The sequence below is a fragment of the Variovorax sp. RA8 genome (assembly GCF_901827175.1).
In the GTDB taxonomy this organism is placed as follows: Bacteria; Pseudomonadota; Gammaproteobacteria; order Burkholderiales; family Burkholderiaceae_C; genus Variovorax.
Map to the genome: position 1 here is coordinate 4766681 of NZ_LR594662.1, position 15979 is coordinate 4782659.

Here is a 15979-nt window from a genome sequence, read left to right on the forward strand (position 1 = left end):
TCCTTCTTCCCTGTCCTAAGGCAACGGTATCAATATCTTGAAATCAGTCCGGCCCGGAACACTGTCGCACTCGATCACGCCGTGGTGCTGTTGCACGAAAGTTTGTGCCAGCGTCAATCCAAGGCCTGTTCCGCCCTCCCTGCCCGACACCAGCGGATAGAAGATGCGGTCCTTGATCGCGTCCGGCACACCCGGTCCATTGTCGATGACATGCAATTCCAGTGCCAGTCGATACCACTGCTTGTTGAATATCACCTGACGCGCGATGCGGGTCTTGAAGGTGATGCGCGCGTCGCCGGCCGCGCGCCGCTCGGCGAGCGCCTGCGCCGCGTTGTGAACGATGTTGAGCGTGGCCTGAATGAGTTGCTCGCGGTCGCCGCGAAACTCCGGAATCGATACGTCGAAGTCGCGCTCGATATGCAGGTCGCGCGGGAACTCGGCGAGGATCACCGAACGCACGCGCTCGCAGACTTCGTGGATGTTGACGTCGCCGACCACGTGCGGGCGGCGGTGCGGCGCCAGCAGGCGATCGACGAGGGTCTGCAGGCGATCGGCCTCGTGGATGATGACCTGCGTGTACTCGACCAGGTCGCGCGACTCCACCTCCATCTGCAGCAGCTGCGCCGCGCCGCGAATGCCGCCCAGCGGGTTCTTGATTTCGTGCGCGAGGTTGCGGATCAGCTCCTTGTTCGCCTGCGCCTGGTCGAGCAGGCGCTCCTCGCGGTCCTGCCGCACTTGCTGCTCGAGTGGCGACATCTCGATGATCAGCTCGCCCTTGCGATCGCCCTGCGCGAGCGTCACCTGCACGGGCATCAGCTCGTGGTTGACGCGGCGCAGGAAGGCCTCGTAGCGCAGCGTGGCGAAGTCGTTGCTGCGCGCGCCGTCGATGGCGGTGCGCAGCACCTGGGGTTCGTGGAAGCAGGCGCCGAACTGCGAGCCTTCGAGCGTACGGCGCGAGGTGCCCAGCGCGTCCTCGAGGCCAGCATTGGCGAAGAGCACCGAGCCGTCGGTGCGCACCACCGCGATCAGCGTGGAAAGGAGGTCGAAAGCCTGGAAGCGCTTGGCGGCGGCAGCGGACTTGCCGAAGGCCATCAGCGCGTGGCCGGCAGCCGGCCGATTTCCCGGCGGATGCCGGCGATGTCGCTCTCGTTACGGGCGATCTCGGCCTTCATCTCGGCCACGCGGTCGAGGTACTTCTGGTAGTTGCGGGACTCGCTGCCCTGCTTCTCGGGCTCGCCGTTGTTGTATTCCCTGAGCAGCTGGGCCTGGCGCTCCTCGGCCTTCTTGAGCTCGGACTCCAGCACCGAGCGGGCTTCGCCGTCGCGGGCGCGCTGGTCGACGCTTTCGACACGCGGGCTGCCGGCAGGGGCCCGCACGGCGCCACCGCTGCTGGGGGCGGCCGCAGCGACCGGCCGGCTTCCCTGCACCACGGTCACGTTGCCGCCTTCCATGACCTTGCAGCCGCGTTGCTGGGCCATGGCTGCGTTGTTGGTGTATTCGTTGCCGCAGCGCCAGACGCGTTCCTGCTGCGCCTGGGCCTGCATGTGAACGCCGGCCGCTGCCATGGCGGCCAGCAGGTAAACGAAAGAAGTCTTCATGATCATCGTATGAAAAGTGGGCAACCGGATGGCATTTTCATGCAATTCGATGGCGCCGCCACGGGGGGCCATCGCCCCAAGAAAAAAGGACGGCAAGCCGTCCTTTATTTCACCGAAAGGCGCCCGGGAGGGGCGATGCCCTTACAGGGAGTAGTACATGTCGAACTCGACCGGGTGCGTGGCCATGCGGAAGCGCGTGACTTCCTGCATCTTGAGGTCGATATAGGCGTCGATGTAGGCATCGGTGAACACGCCGCCCTTGGTCAGGAACGCACGGTCCTTGTCGAGGTAGTCGAGCGCCTGGTCGAGGCTGTGGCAAACGGTCGGGATCAGCGCGTCTTCTTCCGGGGGCAGGTGGTAGAGGTCCTTGCTGGCGGCCTCGCCCGGATGGATCTTGTTCTCGACGCCGTCCAGGCCGGCCATCAGCATGGCGGCGAAGCCGAGGTAGGGGTTCATCATCGGATCGGGGAAGCGCGCCTCGACGCGGCGGCCCTTCGGGTTGGCCACGAAGGGGATGCGGATGGAAGCCGAGCGGTTCTTGGCCGAGTAGGCCAGCTTGACCGGGGCTTCGAAGCCGGGCACCAGGCGCTTGTAGCTGTTGGTGCCAGGGTTGGTGATGGCGTTCAGCGCGCGGGCATGCTTGATGATGCCGCCGATGTAGTGCAGCGCGAAGTCGCTCAGGCCCGCGTAGCCGTCGCCGGCAAACAGGTTCTTGCCGTCCTTCCAGACCGACTGGTGCACATGCATGCCGGAGCCGTTGTCGCCGACGATGGGCTTGGGCATGAAGGTCGCGGTCTTGCCATAGGCGTGGGCCACGTTGTGGATCACGTACTTCTGCAGCTGGACCCAGTCGGCGCGCTGGATCAGCGTGCTGAACTTGGTGCCGAGCTCCATCTGGCCGGCGTTCGCCACTTCGTGGTGATGCACTTCGACCGGGATGCCCAGCGACTCGAGCACCAGGCACATTTCGGAGCGCATGTCCTGGAAGCTGTCGACCGGCGGGACGGGGAAGTAGCCGCCCTTGACCGCCGGGCGGTGGCCCGTGTTGCCGTGCTCGAACTCCTTGCCGGTGTTCCACGAGGCCTCTTCGGACTCGATCTTGACGAAGCAGCCGGACATGTCGTTCTGCCAGCGCACGCCGTCGAAGACGAAGAACTCGGGCTCCGGCCCGAAGAAGGCGGTGTCGCCCAGGCCGGAAGCCTTCATGTAGGCCTCGGCACGCTTGGCCAGGGAGCGCGGATCGCGCTCATAGGGCTTGCCGTCGGTGGGGTCGACCACGTCGCAGGTCAGGATCAGGGTGGTCTCTTCGAAGAAGGGGTCGATGTTGGCCGTGTTCGGATCGGGCATGAGCAGCATGTCCGAGGCCTCGATGCCCTTCCAACCGGCGATCGACGAGCCGTCGAAGGCGTGACCGTCGTTGAACTTGCCCTCGTCGAAGTGCGAGACCGGCACGGTCACGTGCTGCTCTTTACCGCGGGTGTCGGTGAATCGAAAGTCGACGAACTTGACCTCGTTTTCCTTGACGAGTTTCAGTACATCGGCGACGGTCTTAGCCATCAGGCTTCTCCTAGGATTGGTAGTGGTTGGAAATACAGCGGGGATCGAGATGCAGTTTCTGTGCCATTGTCGGGGGCATGAAGGGCCATTCAACCCCCGGCGGTGCGCCCAAAAACAGGCAAGTTGTAACCAAACTGGTGCCTGGCAAATCAACGCACCAATTCAGGGCCTAGGCGCGCATTAAAACTGTGCAAGCCCTCGCGCAGCTGCGAATAGGCCGCATCGACGCGCTGGGGGTCCCCCTTGACGCCGAGCTCGATGTGACGGCCGTACTCGGCGTGGTCGACGCTGGGCAGGCTGAAGACCTTGATGCCCGGATGCGCGCGCTCGACGGCCTCCATCAGCGGCGTGAGCGTGGCTTCCATGGTCCCGTAGACGATCACCGACTTCTCGACCGAGCGGTGGTGGCCGAACAGGTGGCCGTAGCGTTCGTCGAGCACCGACTCGATCATCGGCCAGGCCATGACGGGGAAGCCGGGGACGAAATGCACGTCAGCCACGCTGAAGCCGGGAATCTTGTTGTAGGGGTTGCGGATGATCCTGGCCCCGAGCGGGAACACGCCCATGTTGAGGCGATGGATGTTGTCGGGGCGGTCCGGCTCGTAGATGGTGCCCTGCTCGCGCGCCGTATCCTGCATGCGTTCCCGGATCAGGGCCTCGGCCTCGGGATGCAGGGCCAGCGGCACGCCCAGCGCCGCGGCCGCGCACTGGCGCGTGTGATCGTCGGGCGTGGCGCCGATGCCGCCGGTGGAGAACACGATGTCGCCCGAGGCGAAGGCGCGGCCCAGCGCAGCCGTGATGCGGGTCGGCTCATCGCCGACGTATTCGGCCCAGGCCAGTTGCAGGCCGCGGGCGGCGAGCAGCTCGATCAGTTTGGGCATGTGCTTGTCGGCGCGCTTGCCCGAGAGGATCTCGTCGCCGACGACGAGCAGGCCGATGAGACGGGTCATGGAGCACCCCATTGGGTTGCGACAGCGCGGGCGTCCGCCGCCTCGGCCGTCGTGGTGGGAAGGGCCGCTGCCGCACGCTGCGCCCGCAGCTTGGCCAGCGCATCCAGGCAGTAGTGCGAGAACCAGAGCGCGGAAAACGCGAACACCAGCGTATAGATCCAGATCGCGAGCGGCGCCAGCACCAGGAAGGCAGCGACGAAGAGCAGCCCGGACGCCCAGACGATGCTGGGCGCGGCGCCCAGGTAGCCGCACAGCACGCCGATGCCGAGCAGGGGCAGCCGGTGGGCGCGCAGCAGGGTTGCACGCTCCTCGGGGCTCGCATGCTCTGCGAGGGCGTCGAAACTCATCACGCGGTAGGTCAGCCAGCCCCAGATCAGCGGCGGCAGGATCAGCACCAGCGGCGGGATCAGCCACAGCGGCATCGAAACCACCAGCGCGAGCAGCGCCAGCACCGTCAGGCCCAGCGAGCGGAACACGCTGCCGACGAAGGAAGCGCCCTTCTTCTCCTCCAGCGCCGGGAAGCGGCGCTCGGCCACCAGTCGCGTCAGCGCCGGCGCCATCAGGCCGGAGACGACCAGCAGCGCCACCACCACGAGCAACGGCGTCGCGGCGATCACCACCACCATCGGCGCGACCACGGAGGTGACGTCGCCGGAGAACAACCGACCGATCCAGCCCCAAAAACTGGCCAGCAGCGGCCAGGCCTCGAGCGCCCCCCGGGTCCAGGCAACCGTGGCGTCCCAGTAGAAGTAACCGAGCAGCGCCGCCAGCACCACCATGAGCCCGAGCGGGAGCAGCGACAGCACGATCACCCGCGGGTGCATGCAATAGGCAACCGATCGCCAGAAGGAGTCGAGGAGGAGACGCATCGGGGGCAGAGGATAACGCCAGCGCGTGAACGCCGGCTCAGTGACCCTCGCATGAGCCGCGTGGCGCTTCGAAGGCGAACAGCACCGTCGCCGAAGGCGAAGGTGCTCCAGTGCGCCCTTGTTCAGCCGCGGCCGGCCAGGCGCTTCAGGCCCAGCCACTGCTGCGACCAGAAGCCGCGGCCGTAATCCCGCAGGCGGCCATGCGCATCGGGCTCGACCTGGTCGCGCACGCCCGTCGGGTCGTAACGCTCCTCGAAATTGACGGTGCGAAAGAGCATGTCCCACCACGGCAGCAGCACGCCGAAGTTCTGGCCACCGAGCGTGCGCGGGCCCTTCGATTCGTGGCCGATGCCGATGCTGTGGTGCACGCGATGAAAGCGCGGGCTGATCCAGAGCCGCTCGCCGAGCGCGCCGAAGCTCCAGCGCAGGTTGGCATGCTGCAGGCTCTCGCTGAGTTGCGTGAAGGCGACGATGGCGATGAACTGCCCCGGCGCCACGCCGATCAGCTGGGCCACCACGACGATGATCGAGTCGTGGATGAGGTCGTCGAGCAGGTGGTTGCGGTTGTCGCTCCACATGGTCATCTGGCGCTGCGAGTGGTGCAGCGAATGCAGCGCCCACCACCAGTTGAAGCGGTGCTGTCCGCGGTGGATGAGGTACTCGACGAAATCCAGCACCACCAGGTAGATGGCGAAGGCGACCCAGGGAATGTCGGTCAGGCCCGGCCAGAGCTGGTCGAGGTGGACGGAGCCCCACCCCGCCGCACGCACCGCGCCCAGCACCTCGTCGAACAGCGGATCGACCGCGAAGAACATGGCCAGGCGAAACAAGCCCAGCCGATGGATCAGCGTATAGAGGACGTCGGTGCGGATGGCCGGCCGGTCGACCACCGGCTCGGCCGGGCGCCATCGCTGCAGCGGCCCGATGAGCGCGACCAGCACGCCGATCTGGATCAGCCCGACCAACAGCCAGCCCGTGCCGTCGAAGGCGTCCTCGACCCAGCCGCCGAGGCCGACGGCGTAGACCAGCGGCTGCACCGCGGCTTCGAAGAGCCACTGCTGCACGTTGGCGAAGATGTCGGTCATCCAGTCCATCGGCACAGTACCACGCGATTCAGGAATGCGATGCGATCCAGGCACGATAGGCCGGATGCTGGCGCAGCGTCTTGAAGCAGAAGCCTTTGGCCTTGAGCCCGACGATCAAGGGTTCCAGCACCGCCGGCGCCCATGGATCCTTGCGCGACCAGATGCCCAAGTGCGCGACGAGGATGTCGCCAGGTCGAATGCCATCGAGGGCCTGTTGCAGCAGCTTTTCGTTGCTGAATTTCTCGCTCGGCAGCTCGTCGCCCAGGAAGCCGGCCGGCGACCAGCCCACGTGCTCATAGCCGCAAGCCTTGGCCGCCGCCAGCAGCTTGGGCGAGGTCTTGCCGCCCGGGGCCCGGAACAGCGGCAGCGGCTTCTTGCCGGTGATGTGCTGCAGCCGATCGGAGGCCTTGACGATGTCTGCACAGTACTGCTCCGCATCCCAGGTGAACTGCCGTCCGGCGAAGGCACCGGACGAGGGCTGGATGCGAAAGCGCGGCGCGATGCCCTTGATGTCGCCTCGCCAGTAGGCGTGATCGTAGGTGTGGGAGGCGAATTCATGGCCCTCGGCCGCCCTCGCCTTCCACCACGGCGCCCACTGGCTGTCCAGGCTGTCGCCGCCCGTCTGGGTGCGCTCGGCCGCGGCGAAGAAGGTAACGCGCACGTCCTGGCGCCTGAGCACATCCGCCACCAGCGGCGCCACCCCCATGTGGCCGGTGTCGAAGCTCAGGTAGACCGGCTTGGCGCAGTTGCCTTGCGCGAGGGCGCCGGCGGGCGCGACGGCCACTGCAAGAAGAAGGAAGAAAGCGGCCGCGGCCCTAGCGCTTTGCATGATCCAGGGTCCAGACGCCGTGGGGCGAGCGGCCGACGGGCACCTGCCTCACCACCTTGTGGCCTGCCAGGTCGACCACGCTGAGCTTTTTGGCCCAGCGCGAGGTCACGTAGAGCGTCTTGCCGTCGGCCGAGACATCCATGCAGTCGGGTCCGCCGGGCACCGGGTAGGTGTCGACGACCTGCAGGGTCTGCAGGTCGATGCGGCTGATGCTGTTGGCCACGCGGTTGCTGACGAAAACGCTGCGGCCGTCGCCGGCCGAGCGGAAGGCATGGGCGCCCTTGCCGGTCGGGATCTTGCCGACCTGCTTGGGCTGCGGCCCCGCGACGTCGAAGACCTGCACGCCGTCGCTGCCGGTGAGCCCCACCAGCAGGGTCTTGCCGTCGTGGATCCCGAAGATGTCGGCGGGCATCGGCCCGGTAGGGGTGCGCCAGCGGATGGTCTGGGTGGCCAGGTCGACGGCGACCAGCTCGTCGCTGTCCTGCATGGTCACGTAGGCAGTGGTGCTCTTGCCGTCGATCCAGATGTGGCTCGGTGTCTTGCCCGACGGGATGCGCTTGACCAGCTTGGGCTCCTTGCCGTCCCAGCGGTAGATATCGACATGGTTGAGCCGGTTGCCGGCTGTGACGAACCACTTCATGTCCGGCGAGAAGCGCAGGTGATACGGATCGATGATGCCGTAGACCACGCGCTGAACCTCCGCCGTACGGGGATTGAGGAAGGTCAGCGAATCGCCCGCCGAGTTGGCGACGATCAGCGAGCTCTCGTCGGGCGAGAGGTAGAGATGATGCGGCTCCTTGCCGGTCGGGATGCGCTGCTTCTCGCTCCAGTTGGCCGGATCGATCACGCTCACCGTGGCATCGAGCGAATTGAGCACGAAGACCGGTGGCGGCTCGGCAGCCAGCGAAGGCAGCGCCAGGCAGGCAAACAAAAAGGCCGCAAAAAGGCGGCCTGGGACGGAGAACTTGAAGCGCAAGGGGGACGTTCCGGAAGAAGGCTTCAAATTTTAACGATCGATCCTGTTTGGCGGCTGACCGGCGCGTGCATTTCGCAGGGCCTCGACCTGCTCCGTCTCCAGCCACCGCCACTGGCCGGGCGCCAGATCCTGCGGCAGTGCGAGCGGGCCGATGCGGGAACGGTGCAGGGTCTCGACCCGATTGCCCACGGCGGCAACCATGCGCTTGACCTGGTGATACTTGCCCTCCGTCAACGTCAGCCGAAGCTGCAGCGGGCCGATCGCCTCGCAGGCCGCCGCCCGCACCGGCTTGGGATCGTCGTCGAGCACCACGCCGGCCAGCAGCCGGTCGAGTTGGACAGGATCGATCGGATGCTTCGTACCCACCTCGTAGACCTTGGGTACGTGGTGCTTGGGCGAACTCATGCGGTGGATGAACTGGCCGTCGTCGGTCAGCAGAAGCAGCCCCGTGGTGTCCTGGTCCAGGCGCCCGATAGCTTGCACACCCTGCACCGCGCCCTTGTTGGGGCGCTGGCGCAGGGGCGCCGGCAGCAGCGTGTAGATGCTGGGGTAGGTCGAGGGCTTCTGCGAGCATTCGGTGCCAGCCGGCTTGTGCAACATCAGATAGGCCTTCTCGTGGTACTCCCACGAGCTGCCCTGCACGGTGAAACGCAGGCCCTGCAACTCGAACTCGGCGCCCGGATCGGTGACCGCTGCCCCTTCCACCTGGACGAAGCCTTGTTGAACCAGCCCGGCGCAAACGCGCCGGGTGCCGAAACCCTGGGTGTAGAGGATCTCCTCGATGCGCATCAGTAGCCGAGGGCGAGTCCGGTATTGCGGCGCGGGTCGTTGGCGCCGTAGAAGCGGTTCTTGCCCACCGGCTTGCCGCCCAGCGAGGGCGCGCCGACGATGATCGCCGCGACATGATTGGCCGGCTGGGGCACCCCGAGGTTGTGCCCCATGTCGGTCAGCATCTTGCGGGTGTCGGGACTGAGCGCGAAGGTCTCCACATTGGTCACGTCGGGCAGCCACTGCTGGTGAAAGCGCGGTGCATCGACCGCCTCCTGCACGTTCATGCCGTAGTCCACCACGTTGAGGATGGTGTGGAGCACCACCGTGATGATGCGGCTGCCCCCCGGCGTGCCGACCACGAAGACGGGCTTGCCGTCCTTGGTCATGATGGTCGGGCTCATCGAGGACAGCGGCCGCTTGCCCGGGGCGATGGAATTGGCCTCGCCCTGCACCAGGCCGTAGAGGTTGGGCACGCCCACCTTGGAGGTGAAGTCGTCCATCTCGTTGTTGAGCAGCACCCCGGTGCCGGCCGCCGTGACCTTGGCGCCGAACCAGTCATTGAGCGTGTAGGTCACGGAGACCGCATTGCCCCACTGATCGACGATCGAATAGTGGGTCGTATTGCTGCCTTCGTGCGGCGGGACGCCGGGTTTGAGTTCCTTGGAAACGCCGGCCTTCTTCGGGTCGATGACCGCGCGGATCTTCTGGGCGTAGCCCTTGTCGAGCAGGCGGTCGAGGGGGTTTTTCACGAAATCGGGATCGCCCAGGTAGCTGTTGCGGTCCATGTAGGCGTGGCGCATGGCCTCGATCTGGTAGTGCACCGCCTCGGCAGAGCGGAAGCCCAGGTCCTTGAGCGGGTAGCCCTCGAGGATGTTCAGCATCTCGCAGATCACCACCCCACCCGAACTCGGCGGGGGCGCCGAGATCACGCGGTAGCCTCGGTAGTCGCATTCGATCGGCGCCAGCTCGCGGGTCGTGTACTGGTCCAGGTCGGCCTGGGTGATGATGCCCTTGCCCTCCTGGCTCGACTTAACGATGGCCGCGCCGACGGGGCCCTTGTAGAAGCCGTCGGGCCCCTTCTGGCTGATGGCCTTGAGCGTTTTTGCCAAGTCCTTCTGCACCAGTTTCTGGCCGACCGCGAAGGGCTCGCCCTTGTTGAGGAAGATCGCGCCGGTGGCCGAATCCTTCTTGAACTCGGCGGTGGCTGTGGTGAGCATGTCGATGTCACCCTGCTCCAGCGCGAAGCCGCGTTCGGCCAGCGCGATCGCCGGCGCAATCAGTGCGGCACGCTGCAGGGTGCCGTATTTCTGGCGCGCCAGTTCGAGGCCTGAAACGGTGCCCGGAACGCCGACTGCAAGATGGCCAAAGGTGCTCAGGCCCTTGACCACATTGCCTTCCTTGTCGAGGTACATATTGGCGGTGGCCGCCAGGGGCGCCTTCTCGCGGAAGTCGAGGAAAGTCTTGCGGCCGTCGGCCAGTTGCACAGTCATGAAGCCGCCGCCGCCCAGGTTTCCGGCCGCCGGATAAACCACCGCGAGCGCGTAGCCCACCGCCACCGCCGAATCGATGGCATTGCCCCCGCGCTTGAGCACGTCCACCCCGATCTTTGTCGCCAGGTGCTGAGCGCTCACCACCATGCCGTTCTCGGCCGCCACGGGCGCCTGTGAAGCGGCATGCAGTTGGGCCGCTCCAGCCAGCGCCAGCGCCGCCACGACCGCGCTGCGCGCTGCCGTGGTCCACATGAGTTGTTTCACCGCGATCTCCTTTTTGCAAAGGAGTGCATCATGCCTCTATCAGCGCCTTTCGACGAAGATCGCGCAAGGCCAGGGCCACCTGCCGCTGCGTGAACTCGCGCAGCGCCACTTCCTCGGTCAGCGGCTTCTCGTCCTTGATGAAACGCAGCCGTCCAGCTCGGGCCTCGGCGGCCAGGTGCTCGGCCAGGGATTCGTGCGAATGCCTGCCGTCGAGCAAGGGCAGCAAGCAGCGCTCGAGCAGGGAGAGTCCCACCAGCTCATGCCATTGATTGCAGGCGACGGCCGTTGGCCCTGCACTCAGCGCGAGACCCCGCGCATTGCGGGTCACGGCCGACGCCCGCGGGAAGGCCGACACCGCGACGCTGGCCTGTGGCGGCGTGCGCCGGATGCGCACCGCGCCGAGGATCAGCAGTTCTTCCAGCATCGCCATGACCGGCGTCTCGACGGCGCCGCGCGGCTCGCCGGTGCGCGCCGAGACCGCGGCGATCAACGTATTGGTCGGCGTGCTCGCCGGGTAGCGCTCGTCGAGCACCTGGGCCACCGCCTTGTGGACCGGCAGCCGCAACGTGACCTTGAGGTTGCGTATCGCGCGGCAGACCTGCTCGCGCGCGTCGAGCGTGAGCACTTCGCCATCTTCGGCCGAAAACACCCCGGCGTACTCAAGCGCCCTGATGCGCTCCGTGTCGAGGCGATAGCGGACGCCCGAGGCACGCCCCTGCTTGACGAGCAGCGTTTGCCGGAAGGTCCTGTTGACCAGGAAATCCAGGTATTGCTCCATCATGATCTGGCTGCCCCCGCATTCCCTCAGCAGCGGGTCGCGCACCTTTTCCCCGTAGTTCTGCACGAACATGGTCGAGGGCTCGGCGTCCGCCAGGTAGCTGAGGCCGTGGGCGCCGGCGCGGGCGGCGAACTCCTTGAAGTAGCAAGGGGCGTTGTGCGGCTCGAGGAACTCGTGCAGGAGGTAGTACGCCCCTGAGTTGCGCACGATCGGCATGGCCTCTTCCAGCGTCTTCTTGAGCACGCTGTCTGGCCTTGCCGACTGTTCCAGGAACTCGAGCATGCCGCGAGCGTAGGAAAGCTTCTCGTCGGGTTCGTCGCGCGGGGCGCCGCGCAGGATCATGGCGTCGCGCACGATCTCGCGTGCCTTCCAGCCCGGGTACACGTTGTAGCTGATGTAGGCCACGCCCTCGGGGGCCAGGTTTTGGGAGCAGATGCGCAGGATGGCATCCTGCACCGGCGCCGGCACCCAGCTGTAGACGCCGTGGCAGATGATGTAGTCGAACTGGCCGAAGGAAGCGTCGATGCCTGTGATGTCCAGCGCCCGCAGCTCGATGTTCTTGAGTTGCGCCTGGTCGATGGCCGCCTGGCCCTGCTGGATCTGGACCGAGGACAGATCAACGCCGACCATCGATGCGTCCGGATGGCGGGCGGCGATGGGGATCAGGTTGCCGCCCGCCGCGCAGCCCAGTTCGAGCACCCGCGCCTTCTTGAGCGGCGGCGTGGCGAGGCCGAAGAGGAAGGCGAGGGCCTCGAGATGCTCGATCGTCGATTGTGGAAAGGGATGAGACTCGTACGGAACGACATCGTAGTAGTTCGAGGTCGTGGGCTTCGTCGATGATTCCATGTGTATCCTCCAGCGCGCGCCGGCCACGGGTTCTCCGTTGCCTGCCGGAGGGCCGATCCCCTCAGGCTGCATGCGCGAGCGAGGCGGACTATAGCCCGCGTGCGACAACGCGCGAGGAACGCGATAGAAAGAATCAGAATTGCAGCTGGACGCCGCTGCTAGCCGTCGCGCGTGTGCGCCGTCAGCAAATACGCCGCGAGGTCGGCGAGACCCTGCGACAAGCCATACATGTGCTGGTACTGGAGGATCTGACGCGCGACGAGTTGCAGGCGGGCGTCGAAGCCGGGAAGGGGTTTCTGTTCCAGCAAGGGAGACATCGCCGGAAGATGTTCCCCGCGCCGGAACGGCCGCATGATGGGTTGAACATCGCCGCGCTGAAACTCCAGTGCCATGCTCATGCGGGGGTGCTCGGCAAACTCGCTGGTCGGGCCGCCCCAGTGCATGACGCACTGGTTCCAGACCAGGTAGTCGCCGGGCTTCGCCGGCAGCGCGCGCGCGGCAAACACAGGCGTCGGCGGCTCCGGCATGCCGGCGGGCGTGCTGTAACCGGGATCCATTTGCTTCGGCACGATGTACATGCAGCTGTTGAGCGGGTTCGCGTCGGACAGCGGGATCCAACAGGTGAGCGAGATCGGCGACCCATCCGCGGCGAGCGAGTTGTAGCGATTGTCACGGTGCGGCTTCCAGCCGGTCTCCCCCTTCTTCGGATCGACGTGCCACGCCCAGAACGCCGGCAATGGCTTGAACTCGGCACCCAGGAAATGCGCGAACACGGGTCGGAGGCGCGCGTAGCAAGCCCACGGCTCGTCGTAGACCCACGCGAACACGGCCGGCAGCCCGACGGCGACGCAGCGCTTCACGGCCTCGCCGACGCGCGGCGCCAGCCGCTCGATCACCTCGTCGCTGTCGCCGAAATAGCCGTCCTTCGACATCCGTTGCGCGAGCCGCTCATAGCTCTGCCGCGGCGCGGCCCCAGCATCCGACTGCACACCGCCGATACGAAGCTGCGGCGCGAGCGAACGCCAGAAGCGGGCATCGCACAGGTCACTCCACGCGACAGGCTGCAGCGAGGGTGTGGTGATTGTCATTGTGCGTCTCCCGAAATTGCGCGCCGGCCCGACAGAACCGATCGGCGCGGCATCGTACTTGAAGGGAGGGTGGAAGCGATGACGATGCGGTGCCCCTCGGGAGCAAACCGCGACATCGTGAACGCAAAGAAGAAGTCTTTGCGAGTTGAATGGTGGAGCTGGGGGGATTTGAACCCCCGTCCGCAAGCCTTCTTCGCGCAGATCTACATGTTTAGCGATCTGTTTTGAGTCTCGCCACCGGTGTCGCGCAGTCGCACGCTACACCGGCCGCCAGTACCCTTGGATCTCGCCTCGACCCAAGGTACCCGGATCGAGGCCAGCCGATGTAGATTATCTTTGCAGCCGGGAGGCGCGGATTGCTCCGTGCCCCCTTGCCCAGCCCATCGGCGTGCTGTTGCAAAGCTCACCGGCAATTAAGCGGCGAGTGCGAAACGTTCGTCGTTTGCAGTTAGTTTGTTTGAATCTGTTTTACGAGCGCATTCAGCTCGACATGCCCCGCTGCGATTCCGAACCCACGTCGAAACCAGTGCAGCCCCAAGTTGCCTATTTTAGGCCGCTTCCAGTAGTTGCAAGAGCTCAAGGGGCGATTCGATGGCCGCGTCGGCTTCCCACAGCGTGACATCCGCATCGGCGCCCATGTAGCCGTACGCCGCGGCCACGGTGCGCATGCCCGCGGCCCGCCCAGCCGCCATGTCGCGCTCGTCGTCGCCCACATAGATGCAGCGCTCCGGCCTCACGCCCAGTTGCCGTGCCGCCTCGAACAGCGGCTCGGGATGCGGCTTGGCGTAAGGAGTTGTGTCGCCGCTGACGATCGCACGCGCCGTGGCGAACAACGGCATTGCACGCGTGAGCGGCTCGGTGAAGCGGACCGACTTGTTGGTCACCACACCCCAGTGCATGCCGTGCGCGCAAATGGCCGCCACCAACTCAGCCACGCCCTCGAATACACGCGTGCGCATCATCAGAGCTTCATAGTTGAGGAAAAATTCCTCGCGCAGCGCTGCGAAGTCCGGGGCGTCGGGCGTGATACCGAAGGCCACGCCCAGCATCCCGCGCGCGCCAGCGCCGGCCATGGGGCGATAACGCTCCATCGGCAGTGAGGCCAATCCGCGGTCGGTGCGCATTTGATCGGCAGCAGCGCCCAGGTCGGGTGCGCTGTCGATCAGCGTACCGTCCAAGTCGAACAGGACGGCTCTGGTTCCGGTAGCGGAGATCATGACTGGGGTAACGGGGGCTTGCGCGTTGCAAACATGTAGTTGACGCTGGTGTCGTCACTGAGCCAATAGCGGCGCGTGATGGGATTGTGCTGCAGGCCGCGGGTCTGGCGCAGGTCGAGCCCTGCAGCGCGGCAGTGGGCAGCCAGCTCGCTCGGCCGGATCAGTTTCCGGTATTCGTGCGTACCGCGCGGCAGCATTCCCAGCACGTATTCCGCCCCGACGATCGCCAACAGGAATGACTTGAGGTTGCGATGGATGGTCGAGAAGAAGACCCAGCCGCCGGGCTTGGCCAGCCGGGCGCAGGCCTCCACGACCGAGGCCGGCTGCGGCACGTGCTCCAACATCTCCATGCAAGTGACAACGTCAAAGCTCTCGGGCTGCTCCGCAGCCAGCGCCTCGGCGCTGATCTGGCGATACTTCACGCCGCGCGTCGCAGCCTCCAGCGCGTGCAGTTGGGCCACCTTGAGGGCCTTGTCGGCCAAGTCGATGCCAAGCACGTCGCCGCCGCGCCGCGCCATAGCATCGGCGAGGATTCCGCCGCCGCAGCCCACGTCCAGCACCCGGCGTCCTGCTATGGGCGCAATACTTTCGATCCACTCAAGGCGGAGTGGATTAATTTCATGGAGCGGCCGGAATTCACTTTCCAGATCCCACCAGCGGTGCGCCAGCTCTGAGAATTTGGCGAGTTCCGCTGGATCGGCATTCACGGTTTCGGTCATATGTGGATTATGAAACGACGCGAATTGCCTTAGGCCAGCCTCGGCGAATCCGCAAATGCATTTCTCCATTAAAAAACCCCGCCGAGGCGGGGTTTGTTTTGAAGATTCTTGCGAATCAACGATTGGCGCGGGTACCGACCACTTCGATTTCCACGCGGCGGTTCTTGGCGCGACCTTCGCGGGTGCGGTTGTCGGCGACAGGTTGCTTCTCGCCCTTGCCTTCGGTGTAGACGCGGTTGCGTTCGATGCCCTTCGAGACCAGGTAGGCCTTGACGGCTTCAGCGCGACGAACCGACAGGCGCTGGTTGTAGGCGTCGGTACCGATCGAGTCGGTATGACCCACGGCGATGATGACTTCGAGGTTCACGTCGCGGATCTTCGAAACCAGGTCGTCCAGCTTGGCGCGGCCTTCGGGCTTGAGCACGGACTTGTCGAAATCGAAGAAGGCATCGGCAGCGAAGGTGACCTTCGAGGCGGCAACAGCGGGAGCAGCCGGAGCAGCCGGAGCTGGCGGAGCAGCCGGAGTCACGGCAGCGGGGGGCGGCGGCGGAACCAAGGCGCCGTCGCAGCCAGCGGCAGCGGTTGCAGGCGTCCAGTTCGCATCGCGCCAGCAGAGTTCGTTCGTGCCGTTCTTCCAGACCAATTCGCCAGTGCCGTTTTGCCAGTTGTCGATCACGGGCCCACCGTTCGCGGCGGTGACACGGGTCTGCGCGCCGGCGGCAGTGGCGAGCGCAGCGACTGCAAACATCATCGCCACTTTATTCAGTTTCTTCATGGTTCTCCTCTTGGGGAAAAAGCCGCAGCCGCGCTGCGAATCAAGGACGCTTTAAGTGACCACCACCCAAAACGTTGAGGCGATTGTGCCATGGGATCTTTGGCAAACCGCCCGGCAGGCGCCCCTGAACCGTAGGACGAAGGCGGAATCCCGGGCTTGTGTTGCGG

At 65.7% G+C, this 15979-nt stretch carries 15 protein-coding genes and 1 other RNA gene; all 16 read right to left on the reverse strand.

Features of this window, described 5'->3' with window-relative positions; all coding sequences use genetic code 11:
- Positions 1-15: 15 nt before the first annotated feature.
- Entirely contained in the window at positions 16-1092 is a 1077-nt protein-coding gene (gene glnL, locus E5P3_RS22430) for a nitrogen regulation protein NR(II) (RefSeq protein ID WP_068685182.1), read from the reverse strand.
- A complete protein-coding gene (locus E5P3_RS22435) occupies positions 1092-1598 on the reverse strand; it encodes a hypothetical protein (RefSeq protein WP_162587972.1) in 507 nt (168 codons plus the stop codon). Before E5P3_RS22435 ends, glnL begins: the two co-directional genes overlap by 1 nt.
- Positions 1599-1739: 141 nt before the next feature.
- The gene (gene glnA, locus E5P3_RS22440) at positions 1740-3155 is read right to left on the reverse strand and encodes a type I glutamate--ammonia ligase (RefSeq protein ID WP_162576046.1); all 1416 of its coding nucleotides are present in this window, start codon (positions 3153-3155) and stop codon (positions 1740-1742) included.
- Positions 3156-3304: 149 nt separating this feature from the next.
- Entirely contained in the window at positions 3305-4105 is an 801-nt protein-coding gene (locus E5P3_RS22445; RefSeq protein ID WP_162587973.1) for a competence/damage-inducible protein A, read from the reverse strand.
- The gene (locus E5P3_RS22450; RefSeq protein WP_162587974.1) at positions 4102-4974 is read right to left on the reverse strand and encodes an EI24 domain-containing protein; all 873 of its coding nucleotides are present in this window, start codon (positions 4972-4974) and stop codon (positions 4102-4104) included. The genes E5P3_RS22445 and E5P3_RS22450 overlap by 4 nt, the downstream gene beginning before the upstream one ends.
- A 122-nt stretch (positions 4975-5096) precedes the next feature.
- Entirely contained in the window at positions 5097-6068 is a 972-nt protein-coding gene (locus E5P3_RS22455) for a sterol desaturase family protein (protein WP_162587975.1), read from the reverse strand.
- A gap of 19 nt (positions 6069-6087) precedes the next feature.
- Complete coding sequence (locus tag E5P3_RS22460; RefSeq protein WP_162587976.1) at positions 6088-6888, reverse strand: polysaccharide deacetylase family protein; 801 nt, start codon at positions 6886-6888, stop codon at positions 6088-6090.
- A complete protein-coding gene (locus tag E5P3_RS22465) occupies positions 6875-7819 on the reverse strand; it encodes a YVTN family beta-propeller repeat protein (RefSeq protein WP_232073483.1) in 945 nt (314 codons plus the stop codon). Before E5P3_RS22465 ends, E5P3_RS22460 begins: the two co-directional genes overlap by 14 nt.
- A 75-nt stretch (positions 7820-7894) precedes the next feature.
- Positions 7895-8653 (reverse strand): pseudouridine synthase, encoded by a 759-nt coding sequence (locus E5P3_RS22470; RefSeq protein ID WP_162587978.1) that lies wholly within the window; start codon positions 8651-8653, stop codon positions 7895-7897.
- Positions 8653-10272, reverse strand: a complete 1620-nt coding sequence (gene ggt / locus E5P3_RS22475) for a gamma-glutamyltransferase (RefSeq protein ID WP_443083295.1) — start codon at positions 10270-10272, stop codon at positions 8653-8655. Before ggt ends, E5P3_RS22470 begins: the two co-directional genes overlap by 1 nt.
- Before the next feature lie 145 nt (positions 10273-10417).
- On the reverse strand, positions 10418-12013 hold the full coding sequence (locus tag E5P3_RS22480) for a methyltransferase regulatory domain-containing protein (RefSeq protein WP_162587980.1): 1596 nt from the start codon (positions 12011-12013) through the stop codon (positions 10418-10420).
- 158 nt (positions 12014-12171) lie between these two features.
- A complete protein-coding gene (locus tag E5P3_RS22485; RefSeq protein ID WP_162587981.1) occupies positions 12172-13101 on the reverse strand; it encodes a phytanoyl-CoA dioxygenase family protein in 930 nt (309 codons plus the stop codon).
- A 150-nt stretch (positions 13102-13251) separates the two neighbouring features.
- Positions 13252-13637, reverse strand: a transfer-messenger RNA (tmRNA) gene (gene ssrA, locus E5P3_RS22490).
- 12 nt (positions 13638-13649) lie between these two features.
- On the reverse strand, positions 13650-14318 hold the full coding sequence (locus tag E5P3_RS22495; RefSeq protein ID WP_162587982.1) for an HAD-IA family hydrolase: 669 nt from the start codon (positions 14316-14318) through the stop codon (positions 13650-13652).
- Positions 14315-15037 carry a bifunctional 2-polyprenyl-6-hydroxyphenol methylase/3-demethylubiquinol 3-O-methyltransferase UbiG gene (gene ubiG / locus E5P3_RS22500; RefSeq protein WP_162587983.1) on the reverse strand — a complete coding sequence of 241 codons (723 nt, stop codon included), beginning with the start codon at positions 15035-15037 and terminating at the stop codon, positions 14315-14317. Before ubiG ends, E5P3_RS22495 begins: the two co-directional genes overlap by 4 nt.
- A gap of 115 nt (positions 15038-15152) precedes the next feature.
- The gene (gene ompA, locus E5P3_RS22505; RefSeq protein ID WP_162587984.1) at positions 15153-15812 is read right to left on the reverse strand and encodes an outer membrane protein OmpA; all 660 of its coding nucleotides are present in this window, start codon (positions 15810-15812) and stop codon (positions 15153-15155) included.
- Positions 15813-15979 lie beyond the last annotated feature (167 nt).